A 26,577-nucleotide genomic window follows, 5' to 3' on the forward strand; every position below is an offset into this window, starting at 1 on the left:
CGGTGGTGCCGGGCGGGATCAAGAGCGATGACGGAAAGTTAAGGATTATTCATCCGGCGGGAAGGACGGGGTTTCATATCCCTGTCGACGGAAAGCTTCGGCCTGCTGCCCGGCGTCGATCGACTCGCGCTTGTAGACCTGCGAGTAGCGGTCAACCTTGAACAGGCGCAGACGGGTCCAGCGCGCCTGGCGCGTGCGGAAGGCCTCGTCCTCGGCGGCCAGCGCCTGCCGGGTGTCGGGCGCCACGCCATAGCGGCTGGAAGCCGTGACCAGCGCCGCATCCGACGACGGGATGCCGCCCGCGGGCTTCAGCGCCGCCGCATTGCCGCCCAGCGCGGCCACCGCGTCACCTTTGGGGTTGGGATCGGTCAGGTTCTCGCCGCCCGGTGTGGGGGCGGGCAGAAAGGCATAATCCTTGGGCTGGGTCAGCGGCTTGACCGGCATCACCGAAAACTCGTCAGGCCCCGAGCCGGGCGCTTCGAGATGGCGCAGGCCGATATCGGAACATCCCGCGGCAAGGGCGGCGAGTGTCAGGGCAATGGTGGCGCGCGGCATCCGCATCTTGGTCTCCAGCCTGTTTCAGGCGCTTTTATCGCATAACATCCGGCGCGTCACGAGGGCTTTTTGCCATCCAGCAGTATCAGCCCCAGCGCGCCGGCAAAGATGAACACGTCGGCCAGGTTGAACACATAGGGGTTGTTGATGCCGCAGCAGGACATGTTCAGGAAATCCAGAACATACCCGTACAGCACCCGATCGACCACGTTGCCCAGCGCTCCGCCGATCAGCAAACCGCCGCAGATCACCATGCGGACGGGCTGCGCGCTGCGCCACAGCCAGATCGCCACGCCCGCGCAGACGGCCAGCGACACGGCCACCAGCGCCCAGCGTGCGGCTTCGGAATTGCCTTGAAACAGGCCGAAATTGATGCCGCGATTCTCGCCGTACCGAAAGGTCAGCAGCGGCGGCAGCACGTCGATACCGCCGGGCCGGTCGGCCACGCGCAACACGTGGACGACCAGATATTTGCTGAGCTGGTCGATCGCAAATGCGGCCAGCCCCGCCCAGAGCAGAACCCGGACCCGCATCAGTGACGGAAGTGCCGCATGCCGGTGAACACCATGGCCAGACCCGCCTCGTCGGCGGCGGCGATCACCTCGTCATCGCGCATCGACCCGCCCGGCTGGATCACGCAGGTTGCGCCTGCGGCAGCAGCCTCCATCAGCCCGTCGGGGAAGGGGAAGAACGCGTCCGAGGCTACGGCTGAGCCGATGGTCAGCGGTTCGGGCAGGCCCAGGGTTTCGGCCATGCGCTCGGCCTTCTTGGCAGCGATCAGCGCCGAATCCACCCGGCTCATCTGACCGGCGCCGACGCCCACCGTGGCCTCGTTCTTGACGTAGACGATGGCGTTCGACTTGACGTGCTTGGCCACTTTCCAGGCAAACAGCAGATCGCGCATCTGCTCGGGCGTGGGGGCCAGCTTGGTTACGACCTTCAGGTCATCCATCTCGACATGGCCGTTGTCCTTGTCCTGCACCAGCAGCCCGCCGGCCACCTGGCGGAAGGCCAGCCCGCCCGCGCGTGGGTCGGGCAGCGCCTCGGTGGTCAGCAGGCGCAGGTTCTTCTTGGCGGCAAAGATCGCTTTGGCCTCGTCGGTGGCACCGGGGGCGATCACGACCTCGGTGAAGATGCCGGTGATTTCGCGCGCGGTTTCCGCGTCCAGCGGCCGGTTCAGCGCCACGATCCCGCCAAAGGCCGAGGTCCGGTCGCAGTCGAAAGCGGCCTTGTATGCCTCGAGCAACGTCGCGCCCTTGGCCACGCCGCAGGGGTTCGCGTGCTTGATGATGGCGCATGCGGCACTGTCGCGCGGGTCGAACTCGGCCACCAGTTCAAAGGCGGCGTCGGTATCGTTGATGTTGTTGTAGCTCAGCTCTTTGCCCTGATGCTGCACGGCGGTGGCGACGCCGGGACGCCCCGAGCCATCGACATAGAACGCCGCCTGCTGGTGGCTGTTCTCGCCATAGCGCAGGGGCTGTTTCAGCTCACCGGCGAACACGCGGCGCTTGGGGGTGTCGATCTGCAGTGCGTCGGCCAGCCAGCTGGACACGGCCGCGTCATAGGCTCCGGTGCGGGCATAGGCCTTCTGCGCCAGCCACTGGCGGAAGCCCAGCGACGTCTTGCCGTAGTTTTCCTCAAGCTGATCCAGCAGGGCCGAGTAGTCTTCGACATCGACCACCACGTTGACGAACGCGTGGTTCTTGGCCGCGGCGCGGATCATCGCCGGGCCGCCGATGTCGATGTTTTCGATGCATTCGTCGTAGCCTGCGCCCTTGGCCACCGTTTCCTCGAACGGGTAGAGGTTGACCACCAGTAGGTCGATCGGGCCGATGCCATGCTCCTGCATCGCCGCCACATGGGCGTCATTGTCGCGCAGCGCCAGCAGGCCACCATGCACCATAGGGTGCAGCGTCTTGACCCGGCCATCCATCATCTCGGGGAAACCTGTAACGTCGCTGACATCCTTGACCGCAAGCCCCGCATCGCGCAGCGCCTTGGCGGTGCCGCCGGTCGACAGCAGCTCGACCCCGCGGTCGGCCAAGGCCTTGCCCAAATCGATCAATCCGGTCTTGTCGGAAACGGAAAGCAACGCGCGGCGCACGGGGTGAAGGTCGGTCATGGGTCCAAAGGTCCTTTTGGCTCAGTCGAAATCGGGCTCGTCCCGGTGCACGTCGCGCACGGCATAGGCTGTATCCTGCGCCTTGCTCAGCGTCCACCGGATGCGCGTCGCATACTCGATTGCGCGGCCGGATAGAACGATCTGTTTTGTCGCGCGGGGCTTCAGACGGCCTTTTTCCAGATAAACGCTTGGCTCAAGAGACAATTTTCCGGCGCCGTCATGGCGAAAAACCCAGATCTCGCCGCTTTTGAGCGCCATTGAAACCGCAGACCCCCCCAGATCCAGCGCGGCGTCCACGTCCGGATGCAGGTGAAACCGGATATCAAAACCGATCCCTGACAGCTTGGATGCGTCAACCGCCCGATCAAATTGGCGTTTTGCCTTGTCGGTGGCCGTCAGAAGGATGTCTTCACCGGTTACCTCCCGCCCGTCAAAGCGCAGCTCGATCGTACGGGCATTGGTAAGCCCGAACACCTTGGCGTACCCATCATGGCCCGCCATCACGCGCGCGCCTTCGAACGAATCTTCGAACTCCACCGGCACCTCGCTCGGGGCGTCCACCATTGCTTCGTTCGCGGTTCCCTTGGCCGGAGCAGCCAACCGGGCGCTGGAGTATCCATCCAGGCAAAGGGTCGAATGCGAAGGCGTGGCGCGCCCTGCCCGACGCCACTCCAACCCGAAGCTTTCGCCCGAACCGCAATTGACGATCAATGGCCGCCTCCCCGAGGTCAGTTCGAAAGCCAGTGTCGAGGCGTGCGCCATGTACGAGGCCGCCCCTTTGGCCGGGGGTGCTGCGTCGATGATCACCGTGGTGCGGGCGGCGGCCAGACGGGCATAGCCCATGGTCAGACCTTTGACGGGTTTGGGTTTGACCCCGCTTTGGGCAAGGGCCTGTTCCAACCGGCCTTCTACGCCGCGGCCACCGCCGTGAAACCGGGCCAGCCCGCCGTCGGCATGACGCAGGCTGCGCAGGGTCGGGGCAATCCGTTTGATTGCTGCCGTCTGAGCGGCGGGCGTACCGCGCCCCACTTCGCTGAGCGCTGCGGATGTCCAGGCCAGTAGGGTAAAAACCTCAAGCAATTCCTCCGGGTTCCGCGTGGGAATGCCGCCTTGGGCGTCGACCTGGGCCTCGCATTCCCGCGCCAGGGCCCGAACGGCCGGGTCCGAGATGTCTTCCATCCCCTCCAGCGCCAATCCTGCCTGAACCAAGCCTGCCAAAGCCTCGAAGCGCGGCAATCCCGGTGTCGCCGCGTGCCAGCGTTTGGACAGGAACCATGTCTGCTGTGACAGAGATCGGAAAAACAGGCGGCTGTGGGCCTCGTCCATACCGCGCAGCAGAAACAGCGCGTGATTGATCCAGCGGATCAGGCGGCGTCCGGTCAGGTCCGGGGCCCAACCCGGACCCTGCCCCTTGCCGTGGGTCTCGATCCAACCCCAGACCCAGCGTTGCGCCTTTTCCCGCGCCGCGGCATCACCCACTGCTGCCAGATCGTCCAGCCAGGCAAATCCATGCCGTTCATCCTCGAACGCAGCGTTGGGGGCTTGAACCTCCCACAGGCCGGTATCGCGGGCCTCGACCAGAAAACCGGCAAACAAGAGATTTCCGGCCACCAGCTGCCGCCCGCGCGCAAATGAACCGACGGTGCGCGGCTCGGGCTGACCGGCAAAGCCGCTGACGGGCTTGCGGCGCTGGCTGAGACGCGCATACAGACGGTTCTGAAACCGCACCCATCGGTTGGCCATGGTGTCCGAATTCGACATGACGTGTGTTGCTCTGCCCCTGCCGCTCTGCTGGCGTTTGAACCAACGATAGCCGGGCCGGTTCGTCAAGTCATCGAAAAGCGACCGGTCAGGCCGATTTGTTCAGGCAGGCGATGTAGAACCCATCCATGCCGCCCAGATCGGGCCAATAATCGGGACGCAGGCGCAACCCGCCTTCATCGGTCAGCCAGTCGGGCTGAACGCCGGGCACCTGCAGCGCGGCGCGGTCCACCTGCATGTCGGGATATTGCGGCAGAGCCTCTTCGATCTGCACTTCGCCTTCGTCGGGCAGCAGCGAGCAGGTGCAATAAACCAGCCGCCCGCCGGGTTTCAGCAGGGTCCAGGCATGGGCCAGCATCCGGGCCTGCAATGCGATCAGGCCGCCGAATTCGGAGCCGTCCTTGGCAAAGGGCAGATCCGGGTGACGCCGGATGGTGCCGGTCGCCGAACAGGGCGCGTCCAGCAGGATCGCATCGTACTGGCCCTGATGGTCCAGCGCGTCGCCGGCGACCACCCGGGCCGACAGCCCGGTCCGTTCGAGATTTTCCCGCACCCGCGACAGCCGGGCCTCGGAAATGTCCAGCGCGGTGACCTCTGCCCCCGCCGCCGCCAGTTGCAGCGTCTTGCCGCCGGGCGCGGCGCACATGTCCAGAACCCGCTCGCCGGGCCGGGGGGCCAGAATCCGCGCCGGCAGGGCAGCGGCGGCATCCTGCACCCACCAGTCTCCGCTCGCATAACCCGGCAGGGCCGAGACCTGACCCGCGTCAGCAACCCGAACCGAGCCGGTCGGAAGTTCGATGCCCATGGGGATCGTTGCACCGGGTTTTGGCGAAAGATCCAGCGGCGCGCCGGCGAAATGGGCCTGCTCCATGCCCTTGACCGCATCCGCACCCCACGCCGCGATCAGCGGTTCGCGCAGCCAGTCCGGCAGGCGGGGCACCCGCATCTTCGGCCAAGCCTCAGGGCCTTCGGCCGCAATCTTGCGCAGAACCGCGTTGACCAGCCCCTTGAGCCGCCCGTGCTTGCGCGAGCGGCCGATGATCTCGACCATCGCGTTCACAACGCCATGCGCGGCCTCGCCTTGGCACAGTTCGACCGTTCCCAGACGCAGCGCGTTTTGGACGGTCAAAGCCGGTGTGCGCCGCAGATGCCCCTCCAGCAGGCGGTCGGCGCGTTCAAGTCCGCGCAAGGTCTCCAGCGTCAGCCGCTGCGCCCGCGCGCGGTCTTCGGGAGCAAGGCGATCCAGCGCCCCGGCCGCCAGGCATTCGGACAGCAAGCGCCCCTCGCCCAGGATCTGATCCAGCAGATAGATGACGCTGCGCCGCGCCGCTGTCGGGGTGTTGGACATGAAACCGCCTTTGCAAGGTTTTCGCCCGCATTGCCATCAGCGGACGAGGGCGTATATCAAGGCAATGCACGGAAAGGAACCCGATGTCATGAGCGACGACCGCACAGATCTGGCACCCGCCGCCCAGCGCGCCTTGGCCGAGGCCGAAGAGCGCCGGCGCAAGGCCGAAGCAGAGGCCAAACCCCTGCCCAAGGAACTTGGCGGGCGCGACGGCCCCGATCCCGCGCGCTATGGCGATTGGGAGAAGAAGGGCATCGCGATCGATTTCTGACCGCTCAGACTGCCGCGCGCAGGGCCTGCAGGAAATCGCCGATCAGGGCCTGCTGCTTTTTCGACTGCGCCCGGTCCCGCGGCCATGTCAGCCAGTATCCGTCGCGGGTTTCCAGGTCGAGACGCCCCAGCCGGATCAGGCGGCCCGAGGCCAGATCCACCGAGGCCAGGGCGACCGACCCCAGAACGACCCCCAGCCCCTGCCGCGCCGCGCTCAGGGCATGTTCCATCGAGTCAAAGCTCAGACCGGCGCGTGGCAGGTCTGTATCGCCTGTCTTCTGCATCCAGTCCTGCCAGCCGGGCCGTTCGCCGCGCAGGTCGATCACCGGCGCGCCCCAGTCGACGCCCGGTGCCGCCATCGGGGTCAGAATCTCGGGCGCGATCAGGTCCGCGGCGCGCCCCGGCCAGTTGCCACGCCCATAGCGGATCTGAAGCCAGGTCCGCTCGTCCTCCAGCGAGGACCGCCGGGCCACCGAATCCGTGGTGACCTGCACCTCGGGCCGCAGGGCGCGAAAGCCCCCCAGGCTGGGCAACACCAGCGCCTGGATATGCGAGGACAGCCCGGCCACCCGCAGCGCGTGCGGGGCGGTGCCGAACAGATCCTCGGTGTTGCGTTCCAACGCGCGCAGGCTGTCCTGCACCAGCGGCAGATAGCTTTCGCCCTCGACCGTCAGCGACACGCCGCGCGCCTCGCGCACGAACAGGGACCGGCCCAGCCAGGATTCCAGACTGGCGATGCGCTGGCTGACCGCCGCCTGAGTCAGGCCGAACTCGCGCGCCGCGGCCGAAAATCCGCCCAGCCGCCCGGCCGCCTCGAACACGCGCAGCCAGTCCAGCGGGGGCAGGCCGACCTTTTTCTTGCTCATTAGATTTTCCAACCCTCAGAGGAAACAAGACTTAATTGTCGTAATGCCATATCGCGCGTATCTCCTCAATCAAAGCCCGCGCTGAACAGGAGAGTCCCATGCTGCGCCACGCCACCCATGGCCCGGCGGTCGTTTCGGTTGAGTTCGAAGACGGCACCCGCGCCCGTTTCCACGCCATCTGGCTGCGCGACAATGCGCTGGACCCGCAGACGCGCGACCCCGGCAACGGCCAGCGCCTGATCACGATCGGCGACATTCCGGCAGAGATCGCGATTCAAGCGGCCGAGGTGGCGGGCGGTGACCTGCAGGTGACCTTCGCCCCCGAAGACAAGACCGTCAGCTTCCCCGCAAACTGGCTGGCCGCGCATGTCTATGATCGGGACCAGACCCGCCCGATGGGCTGGCTGTCGCCCGGCATCACCACTTGGGACGGCGGGTTCGCGGCCCCGGCCGGCGACTGGACGCAGGTGCATGAAATCCCCGCCGCCAAGCGCGACTGGCTGGCGGCGGTCGCCGAATACGGCTTTGCCAAGCTGACCAACGGCCCGACGGAACCCGGTTCGCTGCTGAAGGTCGCCGATCTGTTCGGCTATGTGCGCGAGACCAACTATGGCCCCTATTTCGAGGTTCGGACCGAGGTGAACCCGACCAACCTGGCCTATACCGGCCTTGGCCTGCAGGCGCATACCGACAATCCCTATCGCGACCCGGTCCCCACGTTGCAGATCCTCTATTGCCTGGAAAACAGCGCCGAAGGCGGGGAGTCGATCGTGGTCGACGGCTTTCGCGCGGCCCAGCGCCTGCGCGCCGAAAACCCCGAAGGCTTTGCCCTGCTGGCCGGCTATCCCGCGCGGTTCGAATACCGCGGTTCGGACGGGGTCTGCCTGCGCGCGCGCCGCCCAATGATAGAGCTGTCGCCCGATGGCGAATTGATCGGCATCCGCTTCAACAACCGGTCCTCGGCCCCGTTCGTGGATGTGCCCTTCGACCGGATGGAGGCCTATTACGCCGCCTATCGCCGTTTGGGCGAGATCATCGACGACCCAGCCATGGGCGTGGCGTTCAAGCTGGAACCGGGCGAGAGCTTCATCGTCGACAACACCCGCGTCCTGCATGCGCGTCTGGGATATTCGGGTGCCGGGTCGCGCTGGCTGCAGGGATGCTATGCCGACAAGGACGGGCTGCTGTCGACCCTCGCCGCTATGCGGATGGCGCAACCGGAGGCGGCGGAATGAAACCCGATTTCCAGACCCTGACCCGCGACAACATCGTGGCCTTCATCGCCGATATCTTCGACCGGCGCGGGGGCGAGGAATACTTGGGCGAGCCGGTCACCATGGCCCAGCACATGCTGCAGGGCGCCACCATCGCCGAGCAGAACGGCATGCCCGAAGAGATCATCGTGGGCGCTCTGCTGCACGATATCGGACATTTCACCTCGGAATTCGGCACCTACCACCCCGACGACACCGAGGACCGCCACCACGAGGATGCCGGCGCCGAGATGCTGGAGCGGTTCTTTCCGTCGGTCATCACCGATTGCTGCCGCTATCACGTCGCGGCCAAGCGATATCTGTGTGCAACCAAGCCCGAGTATTTCAACCGCCTGTCGGCGGCCTCGGTCCATACGCTGGAATTGCAGGGCGGCCCGATGAGCGCCGAGGAAGTCGCCGCATTCGAGGCCAACCCGAACCTGACGGAAATCATCCAGGTCCGGTATCTAGACGAGGCCGGCAAACGGCCCGACATGGACACCCCTGGCTTCGACCATTTCGCGCCGATGGTTCAGCGCATGGTCGACCGGCATCTGGGCGAGGGTTAAAGCCCCAGCACATCCACCATGTCATATTGGCCGGGGGCCTTGCCCTGCCCCCAAAGCGCCGCCTTCAGCGCGCCTCGGGCAAAGATCGCCCGGTCGGTCGCCACGTGGCGCAGCACGATCCGTTCGCCCGCCGCGGCGAACAGCACGTCGTGTTCGCCAACGATGTCGCCACCGCGGATGGCGTGAAAGCCGATATGGCCCCGCTGCCGGGCGCCGGTGATCCCGTCGCGGCCCCGGTCGGCGAAATCGGCAAGGTCTACGCCCCGCCCCTCGGCCGCGGCCTCGCCCAGCATCAGAGCCGTCCCCGAAGGCGCATCGACCTTGTGATGGTGATGGGCTTCGATCACCTCGATGTCGAAATCCTCGTCCAGCGCGGCGGCGACCTTTTTGGTCAGCTGCACCAGCAGGTTCACGCCCAGGCTCATGTTGCCCGCCCGCACGATCACCGCATGGCGCGCGGCAGGTTCCAGCGCAGCGATCTGTTCATCGCTCATGCCGGTTGTGCCGATCACATGCACGCAGCGCGCCTGCGCCGCCAGTGCGGCGAACTCCAGCGTCGCCTCGGGCGCGGTGAAGTCGATCACCGCCTGGGCTTGCGCAAAGGCCTCGAGCGGATCGTCGGTGACGGTCACGCCCAGCGGCTGGCCGCCCATCGCGGTGCCAACGTCCTGACCGATCCAGTCATGGCCAGCGCGCTCGACCGCGCCGACCAGCCGCGCCTGATCGCTGTCGGTGATGGTCTTGATCAGCATCTGCCCCATCCGGCCCGAAGCCCCGGTCACGACAATTCCCGGAATATGCGTCATTGCGCTGGTCCTTCTTCTGAAATTCGGCTCAAAGCCTCCTACCCGGTTCGGGGCCGCTTGGCAAAGCCCCGCTTTGCGCTTAGATCGGGGACATGGCTAAGAACAAATTCCACGACGGCCCCGGCCCCTCGCAACGGCAACTTCGCGTCGGCGAACTGATCCGCCGCACCCTGTCCGAGGTGCTGGCGCGCGGCGACGTGCACGACCCTGACCTGAACCGCCTGTCGATCACCGTGGGCGAAGTGCGCACCTCGCCCGACCTCAAGATCGCCACCGCCTATGTGCTGCCGCTGGGCGGCAAGGGGCAGGACACCGTGATCGAGCTGCTGGCCCGCAACAAGGGCGAGCTGCGCCGCATGGTCGGCAAGAAGGTCGGCCTGAAATTCGCCCCCGACCTGCGCTTTCGGCTGGACGACACGTTCGACCGCATGGACGACACGCGCCGGATGTTCGAACAGGACGCCGTGCGCCGGGACCTGGACGAGTGATCCGCAGAACCGCCGCTGTGATCGCATTGCTCTGGGCCGGACAGGCCGCGGCTGTGACGTGCGAGCGCGTGGCCCACGAAGACCGGCGCTATACCGTGTGCGAGGTTGACGCCGCCACCGAGGACCTGCGCCTGTTCCTGTATGACGACGCGGGCCAGGTGCTGGGCCATTTCTCGTCGGTGAACGAGGAACTGGCCGATGCTGGCCAGCGCCTGAGCTTTGCGATGAACGCCGGAATGTATCACGAGGACCGCTCGCCCGTGGGCCACTATGTCGAAGACGGGCAGGAACTCATGCGCGTGATTCCCAACGCCGGCCCTGGCAATTTCGGCCTGCTGCCCAACGGGGTGTTCTGCATCCGCCAAGGCCGCGCCGACGTGTTCGAGACGCTGGACTATCTTGATCGCAAACCCGATTGCCGCTTTGCCACCCAATCCGGCCCGATGCTGGTGATCGACGGCGAATTGCATCCACGGTTTCTCGAGGATTCGACCTCGCGCTATGTTCGCAACGGGGTGGGCACCAGCGCCGATGGCAGCCGTTCTGTGTTCGTGATCTCTGAGGACTATGTCACCTTCCATGAATTCGGTCGTCTGTTCCGCGACGTGCTGAACACGCCCAACGCGCTGTTTTTCGACGGCAACATCTCGCGTATGTATGACCGGGCGGCGAACCGGTCGGACGTGGGCTTCTCGCTGGGACCGATCGTCGGCGTGGTCGAGGACATCCCGGCAAATTGACAGCGTCGGACCGATCCGCTAGGTCGCGCGCCTTAACAGACGACAAGGTGCATCATGGGACGCAAACGCAAGGGTCGTGACATTTCCGGTTGGCTGGTGGTCGACAAGCCCGCGGGCATGACCTCGACCGCCGTGGTCAACAAAGTTCGCTGGGCGCTGGACGCCAGGAAGGCGGGCCACGCCGGTACGCTCGACCCCGAGGCCACCGGCGTTCTGGCCGTCGCTTTGGGCGAGGCCACCAAGACCGTTCCCTACATCACCGATGCGCTCAAGGCCTATACCTTTACCGTGCGGCTGGGTCAGGCCACCAATACCGACGATGCCGAGGGCGAAGTGATCGCGGAAAGCGACCTGCGCCCCACCGATGACGAGATCAAGCAGGCCCTGTTGCCCTTCGTGGGCGAGATCATGCAGGTGCCGCCCAAGTTCTCGGCGGTCAAGATCGACGGCCAGCGCGCCTACAAGCTGGCCCGCGACGGCGAGGATGTCGAACTGACCGCCCGCCCACTATGGATCGAGGAACTGGTGCTGGTCGACCGCCCCGATCCCGATCATGTCGTGCTGGAAATGACCTGCGGCAAGGGTGGCTATGTCCGCTCGATCGCCCGTGATCTGGGGGCGGCGCTGGGCTGCCATGGCCATGTCAAGGCGCTGCGCCGGATCTGGTCCGGCCCGTTCGACGTCGAAGACGGCCTGAGCATCGAGCAAATCGACGAGATGGCGAAAACCCCGGCGCTGGATGACTACCTGCGCCCGCTGGAGGAAGGTCTGACCGACCTTCCCGAGTTGAAATGCACCCCCGAAGGCGCCACCCGCCTGCGCAACGGCAACCCCGGCATGGTTCTGGCCAACGACGTGGAATACGGCGACGAGGCCTGGGCCTCGTTCGACGGCAAGGCCGTGGCAGTGGGGATCTACAAATCCGGTGAGTTGCACCCCAGCCGGGTGTTCGCCGGTTAGGTCCCGTGCTAAGCGAAGGCGCATGATCACCCGCTCCCACACCAAGGGCGATGCGCCCTCAACAGCTGTCTATTCCGACTGCGAACGCTATCGCTACAGCCTGACCCGCATCTGGGATCCGGCCGGGCGCCGGGCGCTGTTCGTGATGCTGAACCCCTCGACCGCGACCGAGGTGCAGAACGACCCGACCGTCGAGCGTTGCGAGCGGCGCGCGCGGGCCTTGGGGTTCGGGGCGTTCCAGGTGACCAACATCTTTGCCTGGCGCGACACCGACCCGCGCAAGATGCGCGCAGTGGCCGATCCGGTGGGGCCGGAAAACGACGCCGCCATCCTGGCCGGCGTGGACTGGGCCGATCAGGTGATCGCCGCCTGGGGCACCCATGGCGCGCATCTGGATCGCGGCCCGGCGGTCGAGCGCTTGCTGCGCGGCACCGGCCAGCCGCTGTTCCACCTGGGCCTGACCAAGGACGGCCACCCCAAGCACCCGTTGTACATCGCCTATTCGCAGCAACCGCAGTCTTGGGGCCGGTGACCAACGGTTAACCAAAGAGGAAGGTAGCCTTTGACCAACGCCCTGATCGGGTGGGATATTTCACACTCGGAACAATTTCCGCTCGGAGGGTTTCATGTTCCTGTTTGGCCTGCTTGGACTGGCCGCCATCGGCGGCGCCGCCTATGCCATGAGCGATGTCCTCTCGCCCTCGGAAGAGGACGAGACAGACACCGACGTGATCGATGACGAAGAGATCGACGACCTGTCCCAAGGCAACCTGCTCGAGATCGACGACGTGCCCAGCGAGGGCAACCTTGTCGAACCCGTCACGGCAACCGCGACTGACGAAATTGCGCCCGAGGACAGCGCGACGAATGCGGAGGAGACACCCTCTGCCGGCACCGTACTGTCCGACTATGACGGCAACCTGGTCATTGCCGGGACCGAAGGCGACGATGTTCTGGCCGGCGGTACAGGAAATGATCAGATCAACGGATATGGCGGCGACGATACCGTGGAAGGCGGCGACGGGGATGACGTTCTGTTCGGCGATCAGGGCGCAGACAGGCTGACCGGCGGCGCGGGCGACGACACCCTGCACGGGCAGGATGACGACGACACTCTGGATGGCGGCACCGGCGACGACAGGCTGTTTGGCCATTACGGCGACGACAGGCTGACCGGCGGTTCCGGCGCGGACAAGCTTTATGGCGGGCAGGGTGACGACGGCTTGGTCGGTGATGCGGGTGAGGATTCGCTGCAGGGCGGCGGTGGCGATGACCACCTGTCCGGCGGCGCGGGCGAGGATGCCCTGTTCGGCGGCGACGGGGACGACACGCTGGACGGGTCCGATGGCGAAGACACCCCGGACACCGATTTTCTGAACGGGGGGGCCGGAGACGACACCATCCTGGCCGGCCCGGGCGACATCGCCACCGGCGGCGCGGGCAGCGACACGTTCATCTTCGACGGCGCCCCGGACGGGCCGGAAGTGACCGTCATGGATTTTGCCCACGGGCAGGACAAGCTGCTGGTGTCCTGGGACCAGCCCGAGGCGCCCGAGATCTCGATCGAACAGGATGCCGACAACCCGGACATGACGCAGGTGCTGGTCAACGGGCAGTTGGTGGCACAGCTGCTCGACGCCGAGGGGCTGACGCTGGACGATATCGAGTTGGTTTCGACCTTGACGAACTCCCAATCCACCGCCACCGGCTGACGGACCAGAATCCCTTTGCCATTTGCGCCAAATGCGCCTATACGCGCCCATCCGCATCGGAATCGGTGCGGTTTTCTCCATGGGCCTGTGCTGGACGACATCCCGGCCTGCGCCATCAACTCTAACCTGTAAAGGAGACCCCGATGTCGATCACTGCCGAAGAAAAAGCACGCGTCATGAAAGAATTCGCAACCAAGGACGGCGACACCGGTTCGCCGGAAGTCCAGGTTGCCATCCTGACCTCGCGCATCAACACCCTGACCGAGCACTTCAAGACCCACAAGAAAGACAACCACGGCCGCCGTGGTCTGCTGAAGATGGTCGCCCAGCGCCGCAAGCTGCTGGACTACCTGAAGGGCAAGAACGAAGCCCGGTATCAGGACCTGATCAAAAAGCTGGGCATCCGCCGCTAAGCGCGGAACACACCGCTTTCAAGTTCGAGACGCCCGCCATTTGGCGGGCGTTTTATTGTCAGAGGAGCACGGTGTTCAGTCCAGCGTATTCTTGTAGACCACACCGTCTTTCATGATCAGGTCGAAGTTTTCGTGTGGGTCGGCAACCAGATCGATGTCTTCTAGCGGGTTGCCATCCACAAGGATCAAATCGGCATAAGCGCCTTCTGTAATCTGGCCCAGCGGTCCTTGCTGATAAGGGTGCCGGGGGCCGGACAATTCCAGCAGTTCGGCATTGGTCGAAGTGGCCATCTGCAGAACCTCGTAAGGAGAGTACCACCGCTGCAGCTTGGCAAGAAACGCACCCTGCCGCTCGGCCAATTTCGGGTCGAACAGGATGTCGGTCCCGAAGGCGGTTTTGACCCCCACTTCCTTTGCGGCCTTGTAGGTGAAATCGGTGCCGTTGGTCACGTCGATCCACTTCTGTTGGCTGACGGGGTCATCAAAGGAAAACCCGTCTTCGTCATCCAGCAGCGGTTGCACGGACAGCCACACGTCATTGTCACGCATCATTTCCATGGTCTCACGGCTCATGAGGAAGCCATGCTCGATGGATTTCACACCGGCCTCGATCGCGATGCGCGCAGCATCGTCGGTGAAAAGATGAGAGGCAACGTAGGTGTTGTAGGTGTCGGCCACTTCGACAAAGGCTTCGATTTCATCCTTTGTGTATTGGCGAACGTCCAGCGGGTCGTATGTGGACGACACACCGCCGCCGCCCGAAATCTTTAGCTGCGTGGCCCCCATACGCATGATTTCTCGGGCCCGCTTGGTGACTTCCGGGACGCCGTCTGCCTGCATCATCAGGCCAACGCTGTACCAATACCACAAAGCATCGCCTTCGTTTGTCGGCACCGCCTGATAAGGGCGGTAATCAAAATGCCCGCCCGTCTGCGTGATCGGCGGACCGGACGGCAGGATTCGCGGACCGGGGATTTCGCCGGCGTCGATCATCTTCTTGATGGCGAAGGAATTACCGCCAACATCACGGACGCTCGTGAAGCCCCGCATCAGCGTGCCTTCGGACCCCAAAGCACCACGGATCGCGACACCCAAGATATCATCGGTCACAACCGAGCTTTGCGGGCTGCAACAATAGAGGGTGTGCCAGTGCACATCGATAAGACCCGGGATCAGGGTGCGCCCACCACCGTCAATCACCGTTGCACCTTCGGCCGAGATCGGGTCTGTTGACACAGCCGCAATCAGGTTGCCCTCGATCAGAACATTCGCGTTTTCGATGCGCCCGTCGTTGACGCCATCAAATACATGCACATTGGTGATCAGGGTCTGAGCCGGGTCTTGCTGCGCGGAAACCGAGGTGGCGGCAACCATCGCCACCAAAAGATGAATACGCATAAAGTATCTCCTGTCAAACACCGGCATCTTAGCAAATAATCCGATTTGTACATGCGGAATTTCACTCGAGAAGTTGAAGCCTAACTGAGAAATCGTCAAAACAACCTGAGGGCGCATAGAATGATTGCTCTGATCCTCAATGCCTACCGTCTGCTCAAGGCGATCGTCCGATCCTGGGATGATCCGCATTTTCGGGGTGGGTTGCTGCTGTGTGTGCTTATTCTTCTGTCCGGCACGCTGTTCTACAGCAGTGTCGAGGGCTGGCATTGGGTGGACGCGCTGTATTTCAGCGCGACCACTCTGTCGACGGTCGGGTTCGGCGATCTGTCCCCGGCGACCAAGATCGGCAAGATCTTCACCGTGATCTACATTTTCGTAGGGGTCGGCGTATTCATCGCAATGTTCATTCAATTTGCGAAGGCTTTGTTGCGGCAATGACGCCAGCAACTCCAACCGCAGGGCAATTCGCCCGACTTCCCGGGGCGACCGGACGCGCACAGAAATGACTGCTTACCGTAAGGCTTCGTGTTTTTCGCAAGAGTCCAAGTCCGGGCGGGTTCCGGCGGAAATCCTATCGTTTCATTTTTTGCGGCGAACGAATTCTACCTCGTGACCAAACGACCGGTTGCGCAATATTGCAGTTTCGGTGCGATTTTCGCCGGCCCTCGACCGGCAGGATCAGTCCGAGGCCCCGCCGGTCTTGCGCCGGGCAGCGGCGCGCAGCCGTTCGGCGGCATCCTCGGTCGACGGCGCCGTCTGTGCCAACGGCTCGGCGTCCATCACATCAAGACGGAACGTAGCGCGCATCGGCATCAACCCGTCCACGACGACCATCTGCTGATCGGACGGGTCGATGACAAGCCGACCTGTCAGGCGAACCGGCTCGTGATTGAAGGTGGGCGCCCAGTCATCGGATAGCCGAACGCGGACCATCTGGTTCGGCGGCGGCGGCGGCATGTGGCTGCACATGCCGCGTTCGGGCACCAGATAAGCCACGGCGCGCCCGTCGGCATCCGGTGGCGCCGGGATCGCAAAGCCCGCCAAGGTCACGGTCTGACCGTCAAGCACGGGATTGCCCTGCGTGGCAGCGCGACGGCGGCGCTCAGTGACGACCGCGCGCTGATCCAACAACCAGTCCACATCGATCCCGTCGGCGGCCAGGGCGTCTTCGGTTTCATCCAGCAATTCCTGCCAGTTCTGGCGGTCCTCGGACGTGCCGCGATCCTGTTGCAGACGCCCGCGCAGGCGCACGGCAAACAGCACATCGTCGAACTGTTCGGGGCTGAGGTCGCGATAGGGATCCTCGAACTGCTGCACCGCGGGGTCGCGCAGGTCGGACCAGTTCAGCGGCGCGGGTCCGGCCAAGGTCGCCTGAGCCGCCATCAGCAAGGCCGCCAACGGGGCCAACACTCGTCCGACTCGCATACCTGTCCCTCCGCTTGGGTCGATCCGACGACAACGGAACGCCTCCTTCCGCTACCCTAGCGCCGCGACCCCGGTGCGTCCATAGCCCCACTTGCCCGTGCGGGCCGGGGCCGTTCGGTTTCTCTTTCAATCCGGCGGATTCTATTGTATGCGCGCAGCATCTGAGACGTTGTGCCCTGACCCCGGCACTCGAAACAAGGATGAATGGGGTCGGCGGCAATGGGGCCGCCACGCAAACGGGAGACCCGGGATGGGCCTGGGAGAGCTCCCTTCTAGGATACGCAAATGTTTGATGTAACGAAAAAATCAATTCAGTGGGGCGAAGAGACGCTGACACTGGAAACCGGCAAGGTTGCCCGTCAGGCCGACGGCAGCGTGATTGCCACCCTGGGCGAAACCAGTGTCATGGCCAACGTGACCTTCGCCAAGGAACAGAAGCCCGGTCAGGACTTTTTCCCGCTGACCGTGCACTATCAGGAAAAATACTATGCTGCCGGCAAGGTGCCGGGTGGCTTCTTCAAGCGCGAGGCGCGTCCGACCGAGAAAGAGACGCTGACCGCGCGCCTGATCGACCGTCCGATCCGCCCGCTGTTCGTTGACGGGTTTAAGAACGAAGTTCTGGTGATGTGCACCGTCCTGAGCCACGATCTGGTCAACGACCCCGACATCGTGGCGATGATCGCCGCCTCGGCCGCTCTGACCATCTCAGGCGCACCGTTCATGGGTCCGATCGCCGGCTGCCGCGTGGGCTACACCAACGGCGAATACGTCCTGAACCCGACCGTTGACGACATGCAGGACCTGCGCCTGAACCCCGAGCAGCGCCTGGACCTGGTTGTTGCCGGCACCAAGGACGCTGTGATGATGGTGGAATCGGAAGCCTACGAGCTGTCCGAAGCCGAGATGCTGGGCGCAGTGACTTTCGCGCATCAGCAGATCCAGCCGGTGATCGACCTGATCATCAGCCTGGCCGAAGAAGCCGCGAAAGAGCCGTTCGAATTCACCCCGCCGGACTATTCCGCGCTGTACGACGCCGTGAAGGCCGCCGGTGAAGAGCAGATGCGCGCCGCATTCGCGATCACCGACAAACAGGAGCGCACCGCAGCCGTGGCCGCCGCGCGCGAGGCCATCAAGGCCGCCCTGACCGAAGAGCAGCTGGAAGACCCGAATCTCGGCTCGGCGATGAAAAAGCTCGAAGCCGGCATCCTGCGCGGCGACGTGGTGAAGGGCGGCAAGCGGATCGACGGTCGTTCGACCACCGATGTGCGCCCGATCGTGGCCGAAACCGGCCTGCTGCCGCGCACCCACGGTTCGGCCCTGTTCACCCGTGGCGAAACTCAGGCGCTGGCCGTGACCACGCTGGGCACCGGTGACGATGAACAGTTCATCGACGCGCTGCACGGTAACTTCAAATCGAACTTCCTGCTGCACTACAACTTCCCGCCCTACTCGGTCGGTGAAGTGGGTCGCGTTGGCCCTCCGGGCCGCCGCGAAGTGGGCCACGGCAAGCTGGCCTGGCGCGCGCTGCAGGCGGTTCTGCCGGCGCCGACCGACTTCCCCTACACCATCCGCGTTGTGTCCGAGATCACCGAGTCGAATGGCTCGTCCTCGATGGCATCGGTCTGCGGCGGCTCGCTGTCGATGATGGATGCGGGCGTTCCGCTCAAGGCGCCGGTGGCCGGTGTGGCCATGGGCCTGATCCTCGAAGAAGACGGCTCCTATGCCGTTCTGACCGACATCCTGGGTGACGAAGACCACCTGGGCGACATGGACTTCAAGGTGGCGGGCACCGAAAACGGCATCACCTCGCTGCAGATGGACATCAAGGTCGCGGGCATCACGCCCGAGATCATGGAGAAGGCGCTGGCCCAGGCCAAGGACGGCCGCCTGCACATTCTGGGCGAGATGGGCAAGGCGCTGAGCGAGACTGCCGAGTTCTCGATTCACGCACCGCGCATCGAGACCATGCAGATCCCAACCGACAAAATCCGCGAAGTGATCGGCTCGGGCGGCAAGGTGATCCGCGAGATCGTGGAGACCAGCGGCGCCAAGGTCGACATCAACGACGACGGCATCATCAAGATCGCCTCGCCGAATGCCGAAGCCATCCAGAAGGCCTATGACATGATCCATTCGATCGTGGCCGAGCCGGAAGAGGGCAAGATCTATACCGGCAAGGTCGTGAAGATCGTCGATTTCGGCGCCTTCGTGAACTTCTTTGGCAAGCGCGACGGTCTGGTCCACGTGTCGCAGATCGAAAACCGCCGCCTGAACCATCCCTCGGACGTTCTGAAGGAAGGTCAGGAAGTGAAGGTCAAGCTCTTGGGCTTTGACGATCGCGGCAAGGTGCGCCTGTCGATGAAATGCGTCGATCAGGAAACCGGCGAAGAGATCGTGCCCGAGAAGAAGGAAAAGAAAGAGGAAAGCGCGGAATAATCCGCCCTGCCCCTTGCTTGATCCAAGACCCCGGTTCCGGCCGGGGTCTTTTTTGTTTGACCGGGGCCTTTCCCGGGCCGCGCCCCTGTTTTATGCACGGTACCATGCGATCCTTCGTCATACACATGTCGTCCAGCACCGCGCGCCGCCCGAATGCCGAGAAACTCTGCGCCGAGCTGCCCAATGCCGAACTGATCGAAGCGGTCGACGGGCGGGATCCAGCGCAGATTGCCGGGGTTACACTGCACCCGGGAAACCTGCATCGCCCGCGCTACCCCTTCGCCCTGCGCCCGGCCGAAATCGGCGTGTTCGAAAGCCACCGACGAATCTGGCGCAAGATGGTCGATGAGGGGATCGATCTGGCCATCACCGCCGAGGATGACCTGCGTATCGATCCCGACCGGATGTCAGCGGCGCTGGAACTGCTACGCCCGATCGCAACGCCTGACCACTATATCCGTATCCCGGTCAAGCAGCGCGAAACCGCCGCCCAAACCTTGGCCGAGCGCGACGGTTTGCGCCTGATCCTGCCCAAGGTCATCGGCCTGCAATGCTGCTGTCAGGTGGTGGGGCGGAATGCCGCCGAACGCCTACTCGCCGCCACCGACCAGATTGACCGCCCGGTGGACACGTTTCTGCAAATGCACTGGATCACAGGCCAGTCCGTCCATGCTCTGTTGGGCAGCGGCAACCGGGAGGTGGCCAGCGAAATCGGCGGCTCGACGATCCAGGCGAAACCGCCTCTGACCGACAAACTGACCCGCGAATTCAAGCGCGCCGCCTACCGAGCACAACTGCATCTGCATCCGCAGCGCGCGCCTGCTTCATCTGGCTGAAAATATCCTCGGGGGAATCGCGCCCCTTGGGGCGCGATGGGGGCAGACAGCCCCCGACCCGGTCGCCGTCAGGCTGGCGCCTTGGTCTTGCGCAGATAGGGGAAGATCGTCTCGAACTCGCCGAACTTCTCCTTCGCGTCTTCGTCCGAAACCGAAGGCGGAATGATCACGTCTTCGCCCGGCACCCAGTTGGCCGGGGTGGCCACACCCTTGGCGCTCATCTGCAACCCGTCCAGCGCGCGCAGGATCTCGGCAAAATTCCGGCCCACGGTCATCGGATAGGTCATCGACAGTTTCAGCTGCTTGTCCGGCCCGATGATAAAGACCGAGCGCACCGTTGCACTGTCTGCTGGGGTGCGGCCGTCGGGCAGATATGCCTCGGCCGGCAGCATGTCGAAGGCCTTGGACACTGCCAGTCCGTCATCGGCTATGATCGGAAAGCCGGGGTTGGCCTTGCCATAGGCCTCGATGTCCTTTTTCCACTTCTTGTGGTCCTCGACACCATCGACTGATACGCCGATCACCTTGGTGTTGCGCTTGGCCCATTCATCGTTCAATTGCGCGACGGCCGAAAACTCGGTGGTGCAGACCGGAGTGAAGTCCTTGGGGTGCGAGAACAGGATCGCCCAGCTGTCGCCGATCCAGTCGTGGAACTGGATGGTGCCCTGGTCCGTTTCAGCGGTGAAATTGGGGACGGTATCGTTGATGCGCAAACCCATGATGCATCTCCTTTCCTGTGAAAACCCGAGTCGGATGGTGCAAACCTAATCACTTTGCCCACAGGTTAAACCATTGATGTGGCACAGCGGCAAAAAACGTGCGATCAATAATTTGATCAAATTCCCAGAATTGCCTTGCCCCAAGGGGGCCGCAGTGACAGAGTGCCCGAGAAAACCGACCGCGCGGTCGAATGAATGCGGATCAAGAGGACACGCCATGATCGAGAAACGCGACTTTTACATCAACGGCCAGTGGGTCGCCCCCAGCCAGCCCAATGATTTCCATGTGATCGACCCCTCGACCGAGGAGCCCTGCACGGTGATCTCGCTGGGCGGTCAGGCCGATACCGACGCGGCCGTGGCGGCGGCCAAGGCGGCGCTGCCGGGCTGGATGGCCACGCCAGTGGTCGAACGGATCGCGCTGGTGGAAAAGCTGATCGAAATCTACCCCACCCGCGCCGAAGACCTCGCGCAGGCGATGTCGATGGAAATGGGCGCGCCGATCGACATGTCGCGCACCCAGCAGGTGGGCGCCGGGATCTGGCATTTGAAGAATTTCATTCGTGCGGCCAAGAACTTCCAGTTCGAACGCCCCTTGGGCGATCATGCCCCCGGTGACCGGATCATCTATGAGGCGGTCGGCGTGGCCGCGCTGATCACCCCGTGGAACTGGCCGATGAACCAGATCACGCTCAAGGTTGGCGCGGCGGCCATCGCGGGCTGCACCATGGTTCTGAAACCCTCCGAGCAAAGCCCGCTGAACGCGATGATATTTGCCGAGATGATGCACGAGGCGGGCTTCCCGCCGGGCGTGTTCAACCTTGTGAACGGGGACGGGGCCGGCGTGGGCACTCAGCTTTCGGGCCACCCCGACGTGGACATGGTCAGCTTCACCGGCTCGACCCGCGCGGGCACGGCGATTTCCAAGAATGCCGCCGACACGCTGAAAAAAGTGCATCTGGAACTGGGCGGCAAGGGCGCCAACGTCATCTTTGCCGATGCCGATGACAAGGCGGTCAAGCGCGGCGTGCTGCACATGATGAACAACACCGGCCAGAGCTGCAACGCGCCCAGCCGGATGCTGGTGCAGCGCTCGATTTATGATAAGGCGGTGGAAACCGCGGCCGAGGTGGCCAACAAGGTCACCGTGGGCCCGGCGATGCAGGAAGGCCGCCATATCGGCCCCGTCGTGAACGAGCTGCAATGGACCAAGATCCAGGCCCTGATCCAGAAAGGCATCGACGAGGGTGCGCGCTTGGTCGCCGGCGGTCCCGGTCGGCCCGAAGGGTTCAACAAAGGCTACTTCGTGCGCCCCACCGTGTTTGCCGACGCCAACAACCAGATGACCATCGCGCGCGAGGAGATCTTTGGCCCGGTCCTGACGATGATCCCCTTCGATACCGAGGAAGAGGCCATCGAGATCGCCAATGACACGCCCTATGGCCTGACCAACTATGTCCAAACGCAGGATGGCGCCCGCGCCAACCGCATGGCGCGCAAACTGCGCTCGGGCATGGTCGAGATGAACGGCCAGTCGCGCGCCGCCGGTTCGCCATTTGGCGGCATGAAGCAGTCGGGCAACGGACGCGAAGGCGGTGTCTGGGGTCTGGAGGACTTCCTCGAGGTCAAGGCCGTCAGCGGCTGGACTCCGGAATAAACCCGGCACAGGAACGCACAAAATGCGGGGCAAGGCGCGGACAGGCACCTTGCCCCGTTTTCGTCATGCCGGGCGCACCACCAGTTGTGGTTCGCCGTTCGACGTGTGGCGGGTCGACCGACCGTCCCAGCCGATCTGACCACTGACGCGCTGCCTGAATGAGGAGAAGCTGTCAAAGGTCACCACGTCGACCGGAGTGTCGAACTGCAGCGTGATCCGCCGCTGCGAGCCGTCGCCCAGCATCGTCAGGCCGCGGATTTCCCCGGTGAAGGGCTGGCCCAGATAGGTGCCCTGCACGCGGTCTCCGACCTTCAAGTGCAGCCGGTTTCCGGCCAATGCGTGCAACGTGTTCCAGTCGCGCGCGCCGTGCTGATGGGCGATCATCTCAAGCGATTGCGCATGGCTCAGGGCCACGCCTGCGCCATGCAGTTTCTCGCGCAGGCGTTTGGCCTGCACTTTCAGCTCGCCCACCGGGGCGATGTTTCGGATCTGTGTCATGTCTTGCCTCGTTTCCAAAAACGGGCGCGAGTATTGGACGGGGCTCGCCTTGCCATCCGCGCGCCGGGAAAGGGCGACAGATGTGGTTTGAACCGGGTTTCACCAAAGCCAAACGGCCGCGAGCGGCAGGAGACCCGAACCTGTGCGCCTTGTGGCAGGCGCGGAACCCCAAGTCAATCAGGCATCGGCCTGCGCCGCTTCATAGGCCAGCATGGCGCGTTTGACGGGCAACCCCCAGTGATAGCCGCCCAGCCCCCCCGATTTGCGCAGCGCGCGGTGGCAGGGGATCAGCCAACTGACCGGGTTGCGGCCCACCGCCGTGCCCACCGCCCGCACCGCCTGCGGTGCACCCACGGCCTGCGCGATCTGGGAATAGGTCGTCACCTGGCCCGAGGGGATCTGCATCAGCGCCTCCCACACCTTGATCTGCAAGGGTGAGCCGATCAGGTACAGCGGCGTTGGCTCCAGGCGGTCGCTGGCCGCGCCGAAGGCCGACAGGACCCATGGGCGCAGGCGCATCGGATCCTCGACATAGTCGGCCATCGGCCAGCGCGACAGCATGTCCTGCATCGCGGCCTCTTCGCCGGTCTCGGCCGCAAAGGCCATGCCGCAGATGCCCTTGGCCGTGCCCATCACCAGCGCCGGGCCAAAGGGGCTTTCGAACCAGCCCCAATAGATGGTCAGCCCCGCGCCCTTGCGGGCGTATTCGCCGGGGCTCATCGCCTCCCATTTCAAGAACAGGTCGTGTAGGCGGCCACTGCCGGACAGGCCGACACTGTGCGCGGTCTCCAGCGTGGTGAACCGCTCGCGCAGCAGCGCCTTGGCATGGCCCAGCGTCAGATATTGTTGGTAGCGTTTCGGCGACACGCCTGTCCAGCGCGAGAACAGGCGCTGGAAATGCGCAGGGCTCATGTCCATCTGGCGGGCCAGTTCTTCCAGCGACAGGGACTCGCCGCCCCGGTCGATCAGCTCGATCGCTCGCCGCATCACGTTGTAGTGGTACCCGGATTCGGATGTTTGGACGTTCATGGCATTCACCTTGCTGTGGCTTGCACCATCCTAGCCGGGCCGGGCCCGACGGGGCGACCCGAAACTTGCGCATTGCCGGTGCAGCGGGCTTTGGGCTTGTCACCCGGCACCGCGGGCGGCATTAAGGCCCGGATGGCAAAGCAGCTTGATTATCACACGATCCGCGAGATCTTTACCCGGTTCCAACAGGCCGACCCCGAACCCAAGGGCGAGCTTGAGCATGTGAACGCCTATACCCTCGTCGTCGCCGTGGCGCTATCGGCGCAGGCGACCGATGCGGGCGTCAACAAGGCCACCCGCGCGCTGTTCAAGATCGCCGATACCCCGCAGAAGATGCTCGACCTCGGCGAAGAGGGGCTGATCGAGCACATCAAGACCATCGGCCTGTTCCGGCAGAAGGCCAAGAACGTCATCAAGATGTCGCGCATCCTGGTCGAACAGTACGGCGGCGAGGTGCCCAACTCGCGCGCGGCGCTGCAGTCGCTGCCGGGCGTTGGGCGCAAGACCGCCAACGTGGTTCTGAACATGTGGTGGCGGCACCCGGCGCAGGCGGTCGACACCCATATCTTTCGCGTCGGCAACCGCACCGGCATCTGCCCCGGCAAGGACGTGGACGCCGTGGAACGCGCCATCGAGGACAACATTCCGGTCGATTTCCAGCTGCACGCCCATCACTGGCTGATCCTGCACGGCCGCTATCACTGCAAGGCGCGCAAACCGATGTGCGCCACCTGCATCATCCGCGACCTGTGCCAATTCGAGGACAAGAATCTATGAAAACCTACCAGCTTGTCGGCATCGGCAATGCCGTCGTCGATGTCATCAGCACATGCAACGACGATTTCCTCGAGATGATGGATATCGAGAAGGGCATCATGCAGCTGATCGAGCGCGAACGGGCCGAGCTGCTTTATGCCTCGATGGAGAACCGGGTGCAGACGCCGGGCGGCTCGGTTGCCAACACCATCGCGGGCGCGGGCGCGTTGGGGCTGGACGCGGCCTTCATCGGGCGGGTGCATGACGACCGGCTGGGCCATTTCTATGCCGCCGCGATGAACGAGGACGGGGTGGATTTCGTCAATCCGCCGGTGCAGGATGGCGAGCTGCCGACCTCGCGGTCAATGATCTTCGTCTCGCCCGATGGCGAGCGGTCGATGAACACCTACCTGGGTATTTCCTCGGAGCTGAGTTCCGCCGACGTGCCGCGCGAGGTGGCGGGAAATGCGCAGATCATGTTCCTCGAAGGGTATCTGTTCGACAAGGACAAGGGCAAAACCGCGTTCCTGGAGGCCGCGCGCGACTGCCGCGAGGGCGGCGGCAAGACCGGCATCGCCATTTCCGACCCGTTCTGCGTGGAACGCCATCGCGCCGATTTCCTGTCGCTGATCGAGAACGAGCTGGATTTCGTGATCGGCAACGAGGCCGAGATCAAGTCACTGTTCGAGACCGACGATCTGGAAGAGGCACTGCGGCGCACGGCGGCGATCTGCCCGCTGGTGGTCTGCACCCGCTCGGGCGACGGGGTGACGGTGCTGAGCGGCGAGGGGCGCATCGACGTGCCGGTCGAGAAGATCGTGCCGGTGGACGCCACCGGCGCGGGCGACCAGTTCGCCGCCGGGTTCCTGTTCGGCATGGCGACGGGCCGCGACCTGGAAACCTGCGCCCGCATCGGCAATGTCTGCGCCCGTGAGGTGATCAGCCATATCGGCCCGCGGCCGGATACCAACGTGCTGGAGTTGTTGCGGGAAGAAGGGTTGGTTTGAGGTCAAACCTACCTTTTCGGTTCTTTCGCAATCACAGTGGTCTAGGTGCGTGTCGTTCGGCTTCGGGTGATTCCAATCGCACCAAGAACCAAAGCGCACGCTATGGCTTGGGGCGCCGTGATTGCTTCGCCAAAAGCAACAAATCCGACCACGAACATCGTGGGCAATTCTATGCTTCCGACGACCGCGGTTTGAGAGGCGCCGATCAACGGCGAGCAGATCGTGTAGATGAGCTGAGGCACAAGCGCCGTGACCAGGCCAATTCCGACGATCAAGATCCAGTCGGATTGCCCCTCCGGGAGCAGCTGTCGCACATCGGCACTCAGCATCAGCGGCAAGAGCCCAAGAACCGATCCCAAGGAAACCGAGGCTATGCGCGCAAGCGGCGCGATGCGGGACAGCCTGTGGACCAAAACACAAATACCGAAACCAAAACCGAACGGGGCCGCCAGTGCCACCAATAGAGTTGGTATGTGTTGTGGTGACACGGATGCGGGCGAACCAGCAATGATTGCAGCCAGAACAATAAGGCCAGAAGCGAGCAAGGCGCTCCGCGTGGGTGCATCAGAGAAAAGCGCCCAGGCAATGACCAATGTAAAAACCGGATAGGTCATGTAGAGCACGCCTACGGTTGACGCGGGCAAGGTCTCCAACGCAGTCACGTATCCGATCCACCCCACTCCCATCACGGCTCCTGCCGAGAGGCCCCAACAAATCTCGCGCCAAGCTTTGCGGTGCATGACGAGAACGGGCAGCAGCAGAATTGCCGCGACGATGTAGCGGTAGAATGCGACGGCATAAGGCGCGACACCCTGCTGCGTCAGCCCTCTGCTGAAATAGGGCACCAGCCCAAAGCAGATCGACGCGAAAAGAACGCCTGCAACCGCAAGCGCATAGGGAATAGCCGTTCCGGTTTGTGTCGAGGTCTTTGCCATGACCAAGGCCTAACACAG

General features: G+C 64.0%; 28 protein-coding genes. 15 read left to right on the forward strand and 13 right to left on the reverse strand.

What is annotated here, in order from left to right:
* Positions 1–45: 45 nt before the first annotated feature.
* The 5 genes from AC2FMD_RS13660 to AC2FMD_RS13680 all read right to left on the reverse strand — a co-directional run bounded on the left by AC2FMD_RS13660 (position 46) and on the right by AC2FMD_RS13680 (position 5,786).
* The gene (locus AC2FMD_RS13660; protein ID WP_496680591.1) at positions 46–561 is read right to left on the reverse strand and encodes a DUF3035 domain-containing protein; all 516 of its coding nucleotides are present in this window, start codon (positions 559–561) and stop codon (positions 46–48) included.
* 50 nt (positions 562–611) lie between these two features.
* Positions 612–1,088: a signal peptidase II gene (lspA, locus tag AC2FMD_RS13665; protein ID WP_490360251.1), complete on the reverse strand. Its 477-nt coding sequence runs from the start codon at positions 1,086–1,088 to the stop codon at positions 612–614.
* Positions 1,088–2,677: a bifunctional phosphoribosylaminoimidazolecarboxamide formyltransferase/IMP cyclohydrolase gene (gene purH, locus AC2FMD_RS13670; protein ID WP_496795114.1), complete on the reverse strand. Its 1,590-nt coding sequence runs from the start codon at positions 2,675–2,677 to the stop codon at positions 1,088–1,090. Before purH ends, lspA begins: the two co-directional genes overlap by 1 nt.
* Positions 2,678–2,698: 21 nt before the next feature.
* Positions 2,699–4,438 carry a heparinase II/III family protein gene (locus AC2FMD_RS13675; RefSeq protein ID WP_496795115.1) on the reverse strand — a complete coding sequence of 580 codons (1,740 nt, stop codon included), beginning with the start codon at positions 4,436–4,438 and terminating at the stop codon, positions 2,699–2,701.
* Between the two features lie 88 nt (positions 4,439–4,526).
* The gene (locus AC2FMD_RS13680) at positions 4,527–5,786 is read right to left on the reverse strand and encodes an RsmB/NOP family class I SAM-dependent RNA methyltransferase (protein WP_496795116.1); all 1,260 of its coding nucleotides are present in this window, start codon (positions 5,784–5,786) and stop codon (positions 4,527–4,529) included.
* Between the two features lie 88 nt (positions 5,787–5,874).
* Here AC2FMD_RS13680 and AC2FMD_RS13685 point away from each other — a divergent pair, with 88 nt between their 5' ends.
* Positions 5,875–6,057, forward strand: coding sequence for a DUF1674 domain-containing protein (locus tag AC2FMD_RS13685; RefSeq protein ID WP_496742590.1), 183 nt, complete (start codon positions 5,875–5,877; stop codon positions 6,055–6,057).
* 4 nt (positions 6,058–6,061) lie between these two features.
* Here the strand turns inward: AC2FMD_RS13685 and AC2FMD_RS13690 are convergent, their stop codons facing one another.
* On the reverse strand, positions 6,062–6,922 hold the full coding sequence (locus tag AC2FMD_RS13690) for a LysR family transcriptional regulator (protein WP_496795117.1): 861 nt from the start codon (positions 6,920–6,922) through the stop codon (positions 6,062–6,064).
* A gap of 98 nt (positions 6,923–7,020) precedes the next feature.
* Here AC2FMD_RS13690 and tmpA point away from each other — a divergent pair, with 98 nt between their 5' ends.
* Entirely contained in the window at positions 7,021–8,157 is a 1,137-nt protein-coding gene (tmpA, locus tag AC2FMD_RS13695; RefSeq protein WP_496795118.1) for a 2-trimethylaminoethylphosphonate dioxygenase, read from the forward strand.
* A complete protein-coding gene (gene tmpB, locus AC2FMD_RS13700; RefSeq protein ID WP_170342010.1) occupies positions 8,154–8,744 on the forward strand; it encodes a (R)-1-hydroxy-2-trimethylaminoethylphosphonate oxygenase in 591 nt (196 codons plus the stop codon). Before tmpA ends, tmpB begins: the two co-directional genes overlap by 4 nt.
* Here the strand turns inward: tmpB and dapB are convergent.
* Positions 8,741–9,550 (reverse strand): 4-hydroxy-tetrahydrodipicolinate reductase, encoded by an 810-nt coding sequence (gene dapB / locus AC2FMD_RS13705; protein WP_496683313.1) that lies wholly within the window; start codon positions 9,548–9,550, stop codon positions 8,741–8,743. The genes tmpB and dapB overlap by 4 nt on opposite strands.
* 92 nt (positions 9,551–9,642) lie before the next feature.
* On the opposite strand from dapB, the gene rbfA reads away from it, so the two are divergent.
* From rbfA to rpsO, 6 genes are all read left to right on the forward strand, one after another.
* Positions 9,643–10,038, forward strand: a complete 396-nt coding sequence (gene rbfA / locus AC2FMD_RS13710) for a 30S ribosome-binding factor RbfA (protein WP_496683311.1) — start codon at positions 9,643–9,645, stop codon at positions 10,036–10,038.
* Positions 10,035–10,778 (forward strand): phosphodiester glycosidase family protein, encoded by a 744-nt coding sequence (locus tag AC2FMD_RS13715; RefSeq protein ID WP_496742587.1) that lies wholly within the window; start codon positions 10,035–10,037, stop codon positions 10,776–10,778. The genes rbfA and AC2FMD_RS13715 overlap by 4 nt, the downstream gene beginning before the upstream one ends.
* A gap of 54 nt (positions 10,779–10,832) precedes the next feature.
* Positions 10,833–11,738 (forward strand): tRNA pseudouridine(55) synthase TruB, encoded by a 906-nt coding sequence (truB, locus tag AC2FMD_RS13720; protein WP_496742586.1) that lies wholly within the window; start codon positions 10,833–10,835, stop codon positions 11,736–11,738.
* Between the two features lie 22 nt (positions 11,739–11,760).
* Positions 11,761–12,270, forward strand: coding sequence for a DUF1643 domain-containing protein (locus tag AC2FMD_RS13725; RefSeq protein WP_496742585.1), 510 nt, complete (start codon positions 11,761–11,763; stop codon positions 12,268–12,270).
* Positions 12,271–12,364: 94 nt separating this feature from the next.
* Positions 12,365–13,450, forward strand: coding sequence for a calcium-binding protein (locus AC2FMD_RS13730; RefSeq protein ID WP_496742584.1), 1,086 nt, complete (start codon positions 12,365–12,367; stop codon positions 13,448–13,450).
* Positions 13,451–13,593: 143 nt separating this feature from the next.
* Positions 13,594–13,863 carry a 30S ribosomal protein S15 gene (rpsO, locus tag AC2FMD_RS13735; protein WP_490360262.1) on the forward strand — a complete coding sequence of 90 codons (270 nt, stop codon included), beginning with the start codon at positions 13,594–13,596 and terminating at the stop codon, positions 13,861–13,863.
* 75 nt (positions 13,864–13,938) lie between these two features.
* Here the strand turns inward: rpsO and AC2FMD_RS13740 are convergent, their stop codons facing one another.
* A complete protein-coding gene (locus tag AC2FMD_RS13740; protein WP_496742583.1) occupies positions 13,939–15,378 on the reverse strand; it encodes a metal-dependent hydrolase family protein in 1,440 nt (479 codons plus the stop codon).
* Positions 15,379–15,381: 3 nt separating this feature from the next.
* Between AC2FMD_RS13740 and AC2FMD_RS13745 the strand changes: the two genes are divergently transcribed.
* Entirely contained in the window at positions 15,382–15,699 is a 318-nt protein-coding gene (locus AC2FMD_RS13745) for a potassium channel family protein (protein ID WP_496683298.1), read from the forward strand.
* Positions 15,700–15,939: 240 nt separating this feature from the next.
* On the opposite strand, the gene AC2FMD_RS13750 is transcribed toward AC2FMD_RS13745, so the two are convergent.
* Positions 15,940–16,686: a DUF3299 domain-containing protein gene (locus AC2FMD_RS13750; RefSeq protein ID WP_496710835.1), complete on the reverse strand. Its 747-nt coding sequence runs from the start codon at positions 16,684–16,686 to the stop codon at positions 15,940–15,942.
* A gap of 285 nt (positions 16,687–16,971) precedes the next feature.
* Here AC2FMD_RS13750 and pnp point away from each other — a divergent pair, with 285 nt between their 5' ends.
* Together pnp and AC2FMD_RS13760 are read left to right on the forward strand one after the other, a co-directional pair.
* Positions 16,972–19,122: a polyribonucleotide nucleotidyltransferase gene (pnp, locus tag AC2FMD_RS13755; RefSeq protein WP_496689385.1), complete on the forward strand. Its 2,151-nt coding sequence runs from the start codon at positions 16,972–16,974 to the stop codon at positions 19,120–19,122.
* Between the two features lie 92 nt (positions 19,123–19,214).
* Positions 19,215–19,958, forward strand: a complete 744-nt coding sequence (locus AC2FMD_RS13760; protein WP_496795119.1) for a glycosyltransferase family 25 protein — start codon at positions 19,215–19,217, stop codon at positions 19,956–19,958.
* A gap of 68 nt (positions 19,959–20,026) precedes the next feature.
* Here AC2FMD_RS13760 and AC2FMD_RS13765 read toward each other — a convergent pair whose 3' ends face one another.
* A complete protein-coding gene (locus tag AC2FMD_RS13765; protein ID WP_496689381.1) occupies positions 20,027–20,677 on the reverse strand; it encodes a peroxiredoxin in 651 nt (216 codons plus the stop codon).
* 217 nt (positions 20,678–20,894) lie between these two features.
* Here AC2FMD_RS13765 and AC2FMD_RS13770 point away from each other — a divergent pair, with 217 nt between their 5' ends.
* Complete coding sequence (locus AC2FMD_RS13770) at positions 20,895–22,334, forward strand: aldehyde dehydrogenase family protein (RefSeq protein WP_496795120.1); 1,440 nt, start codon at positions 20,895–20,897, stop codon at positions 22,332–22,334.
* A 63-nt stretch (positions 22,335–22,397) separates the two neighbouring features.
* Here the strand turns inward: AC2FMD_RS13770 and AC2FMD_RS13775 are convergent, their stop codons facing one another.
* Together AC2FMD_RS13775 and AC2FMD_RS13780 are read right to left on the reverse strand one after the other, a co-directional pair.
* Positions 22,398–22,832: a glyoxalase superfamily protein gene (locus AC2FMD_RS13775; protein WP_496742581.1), complete on the reverse strand. Its 435-nt coding sequence runs from the start codon at positions 22,830–22,832 to the stop codon at positions 22,398–22,400.
* Between the two features lie 177 nt (positions 22,833–23,009).
* Complete coding sequence (locus tag AC2FMD_RS13780; RefSeq protein WP_496689376.1) at positions 23,010–23,861, reverse strand: bifunctional helix-turn-helix domain-containing protein/methylated-DNA--[protein]-cysteine S-methyltransferase; 852 nt, start codon at positions 23,859–23,861, stop codon at positions 23,010–23,012.
* Positions 23,862–23,993: 132 nt separating this feature from the next.
* Between AC2FMD_RS13780 and nth the strand changes: the two genes are divergently transcribed.
* Both nth and AC2FMD_RS13790 read left to right on the forward strand, forming a co-directional pair.
* On the forward strand, positions 23,994–24,638 hold the full coding sequence (gene nth, locus AC2FMD_RS13785; RefSeq protein ID WP_496689375.1) for an endonuclease III: 645 nt from the start codon (positions 23,994–23,996) through the stop codon (positions 24,636–24,638).
* On the forward strand, positions 24,635–25,624 hold the full coding sequence (locus AC2FMD_RS13790) for an adenosine kinase (protein WP_496742580.1): 990 nt from the start codon (positions 24,635–24,637) through the stop codon (positions 25,622–25,624). Before nth ends, AC2FMD_RS13790 begins: the two co-directional genes overlap by 4 nt.
* A gap of 41 nt (positions 25,625–25,665) precedes the next feature.
* Here the strand turns inward: AC2FMD_RS13790 and AC2FMD_RS13795 are convergent, their stop codons facing one another.
* On the reverse strand, positions 25,666–26,559 hold the full coding sequence (locus AC2FMD_RS13795) for a DMT family transporter (RefSeq protein WP_496742579.1): 894 nt from the start codon (positions 26,557–26,559) through the stop codon (positions 25,666–25,668).
* Between the last annotated feature and the right edge of the window lie 18 nt (positions 26,560–26,577).

It is taken from the genome of Ruegeria sp. BHSC276, from assembly GCF_059612945.1.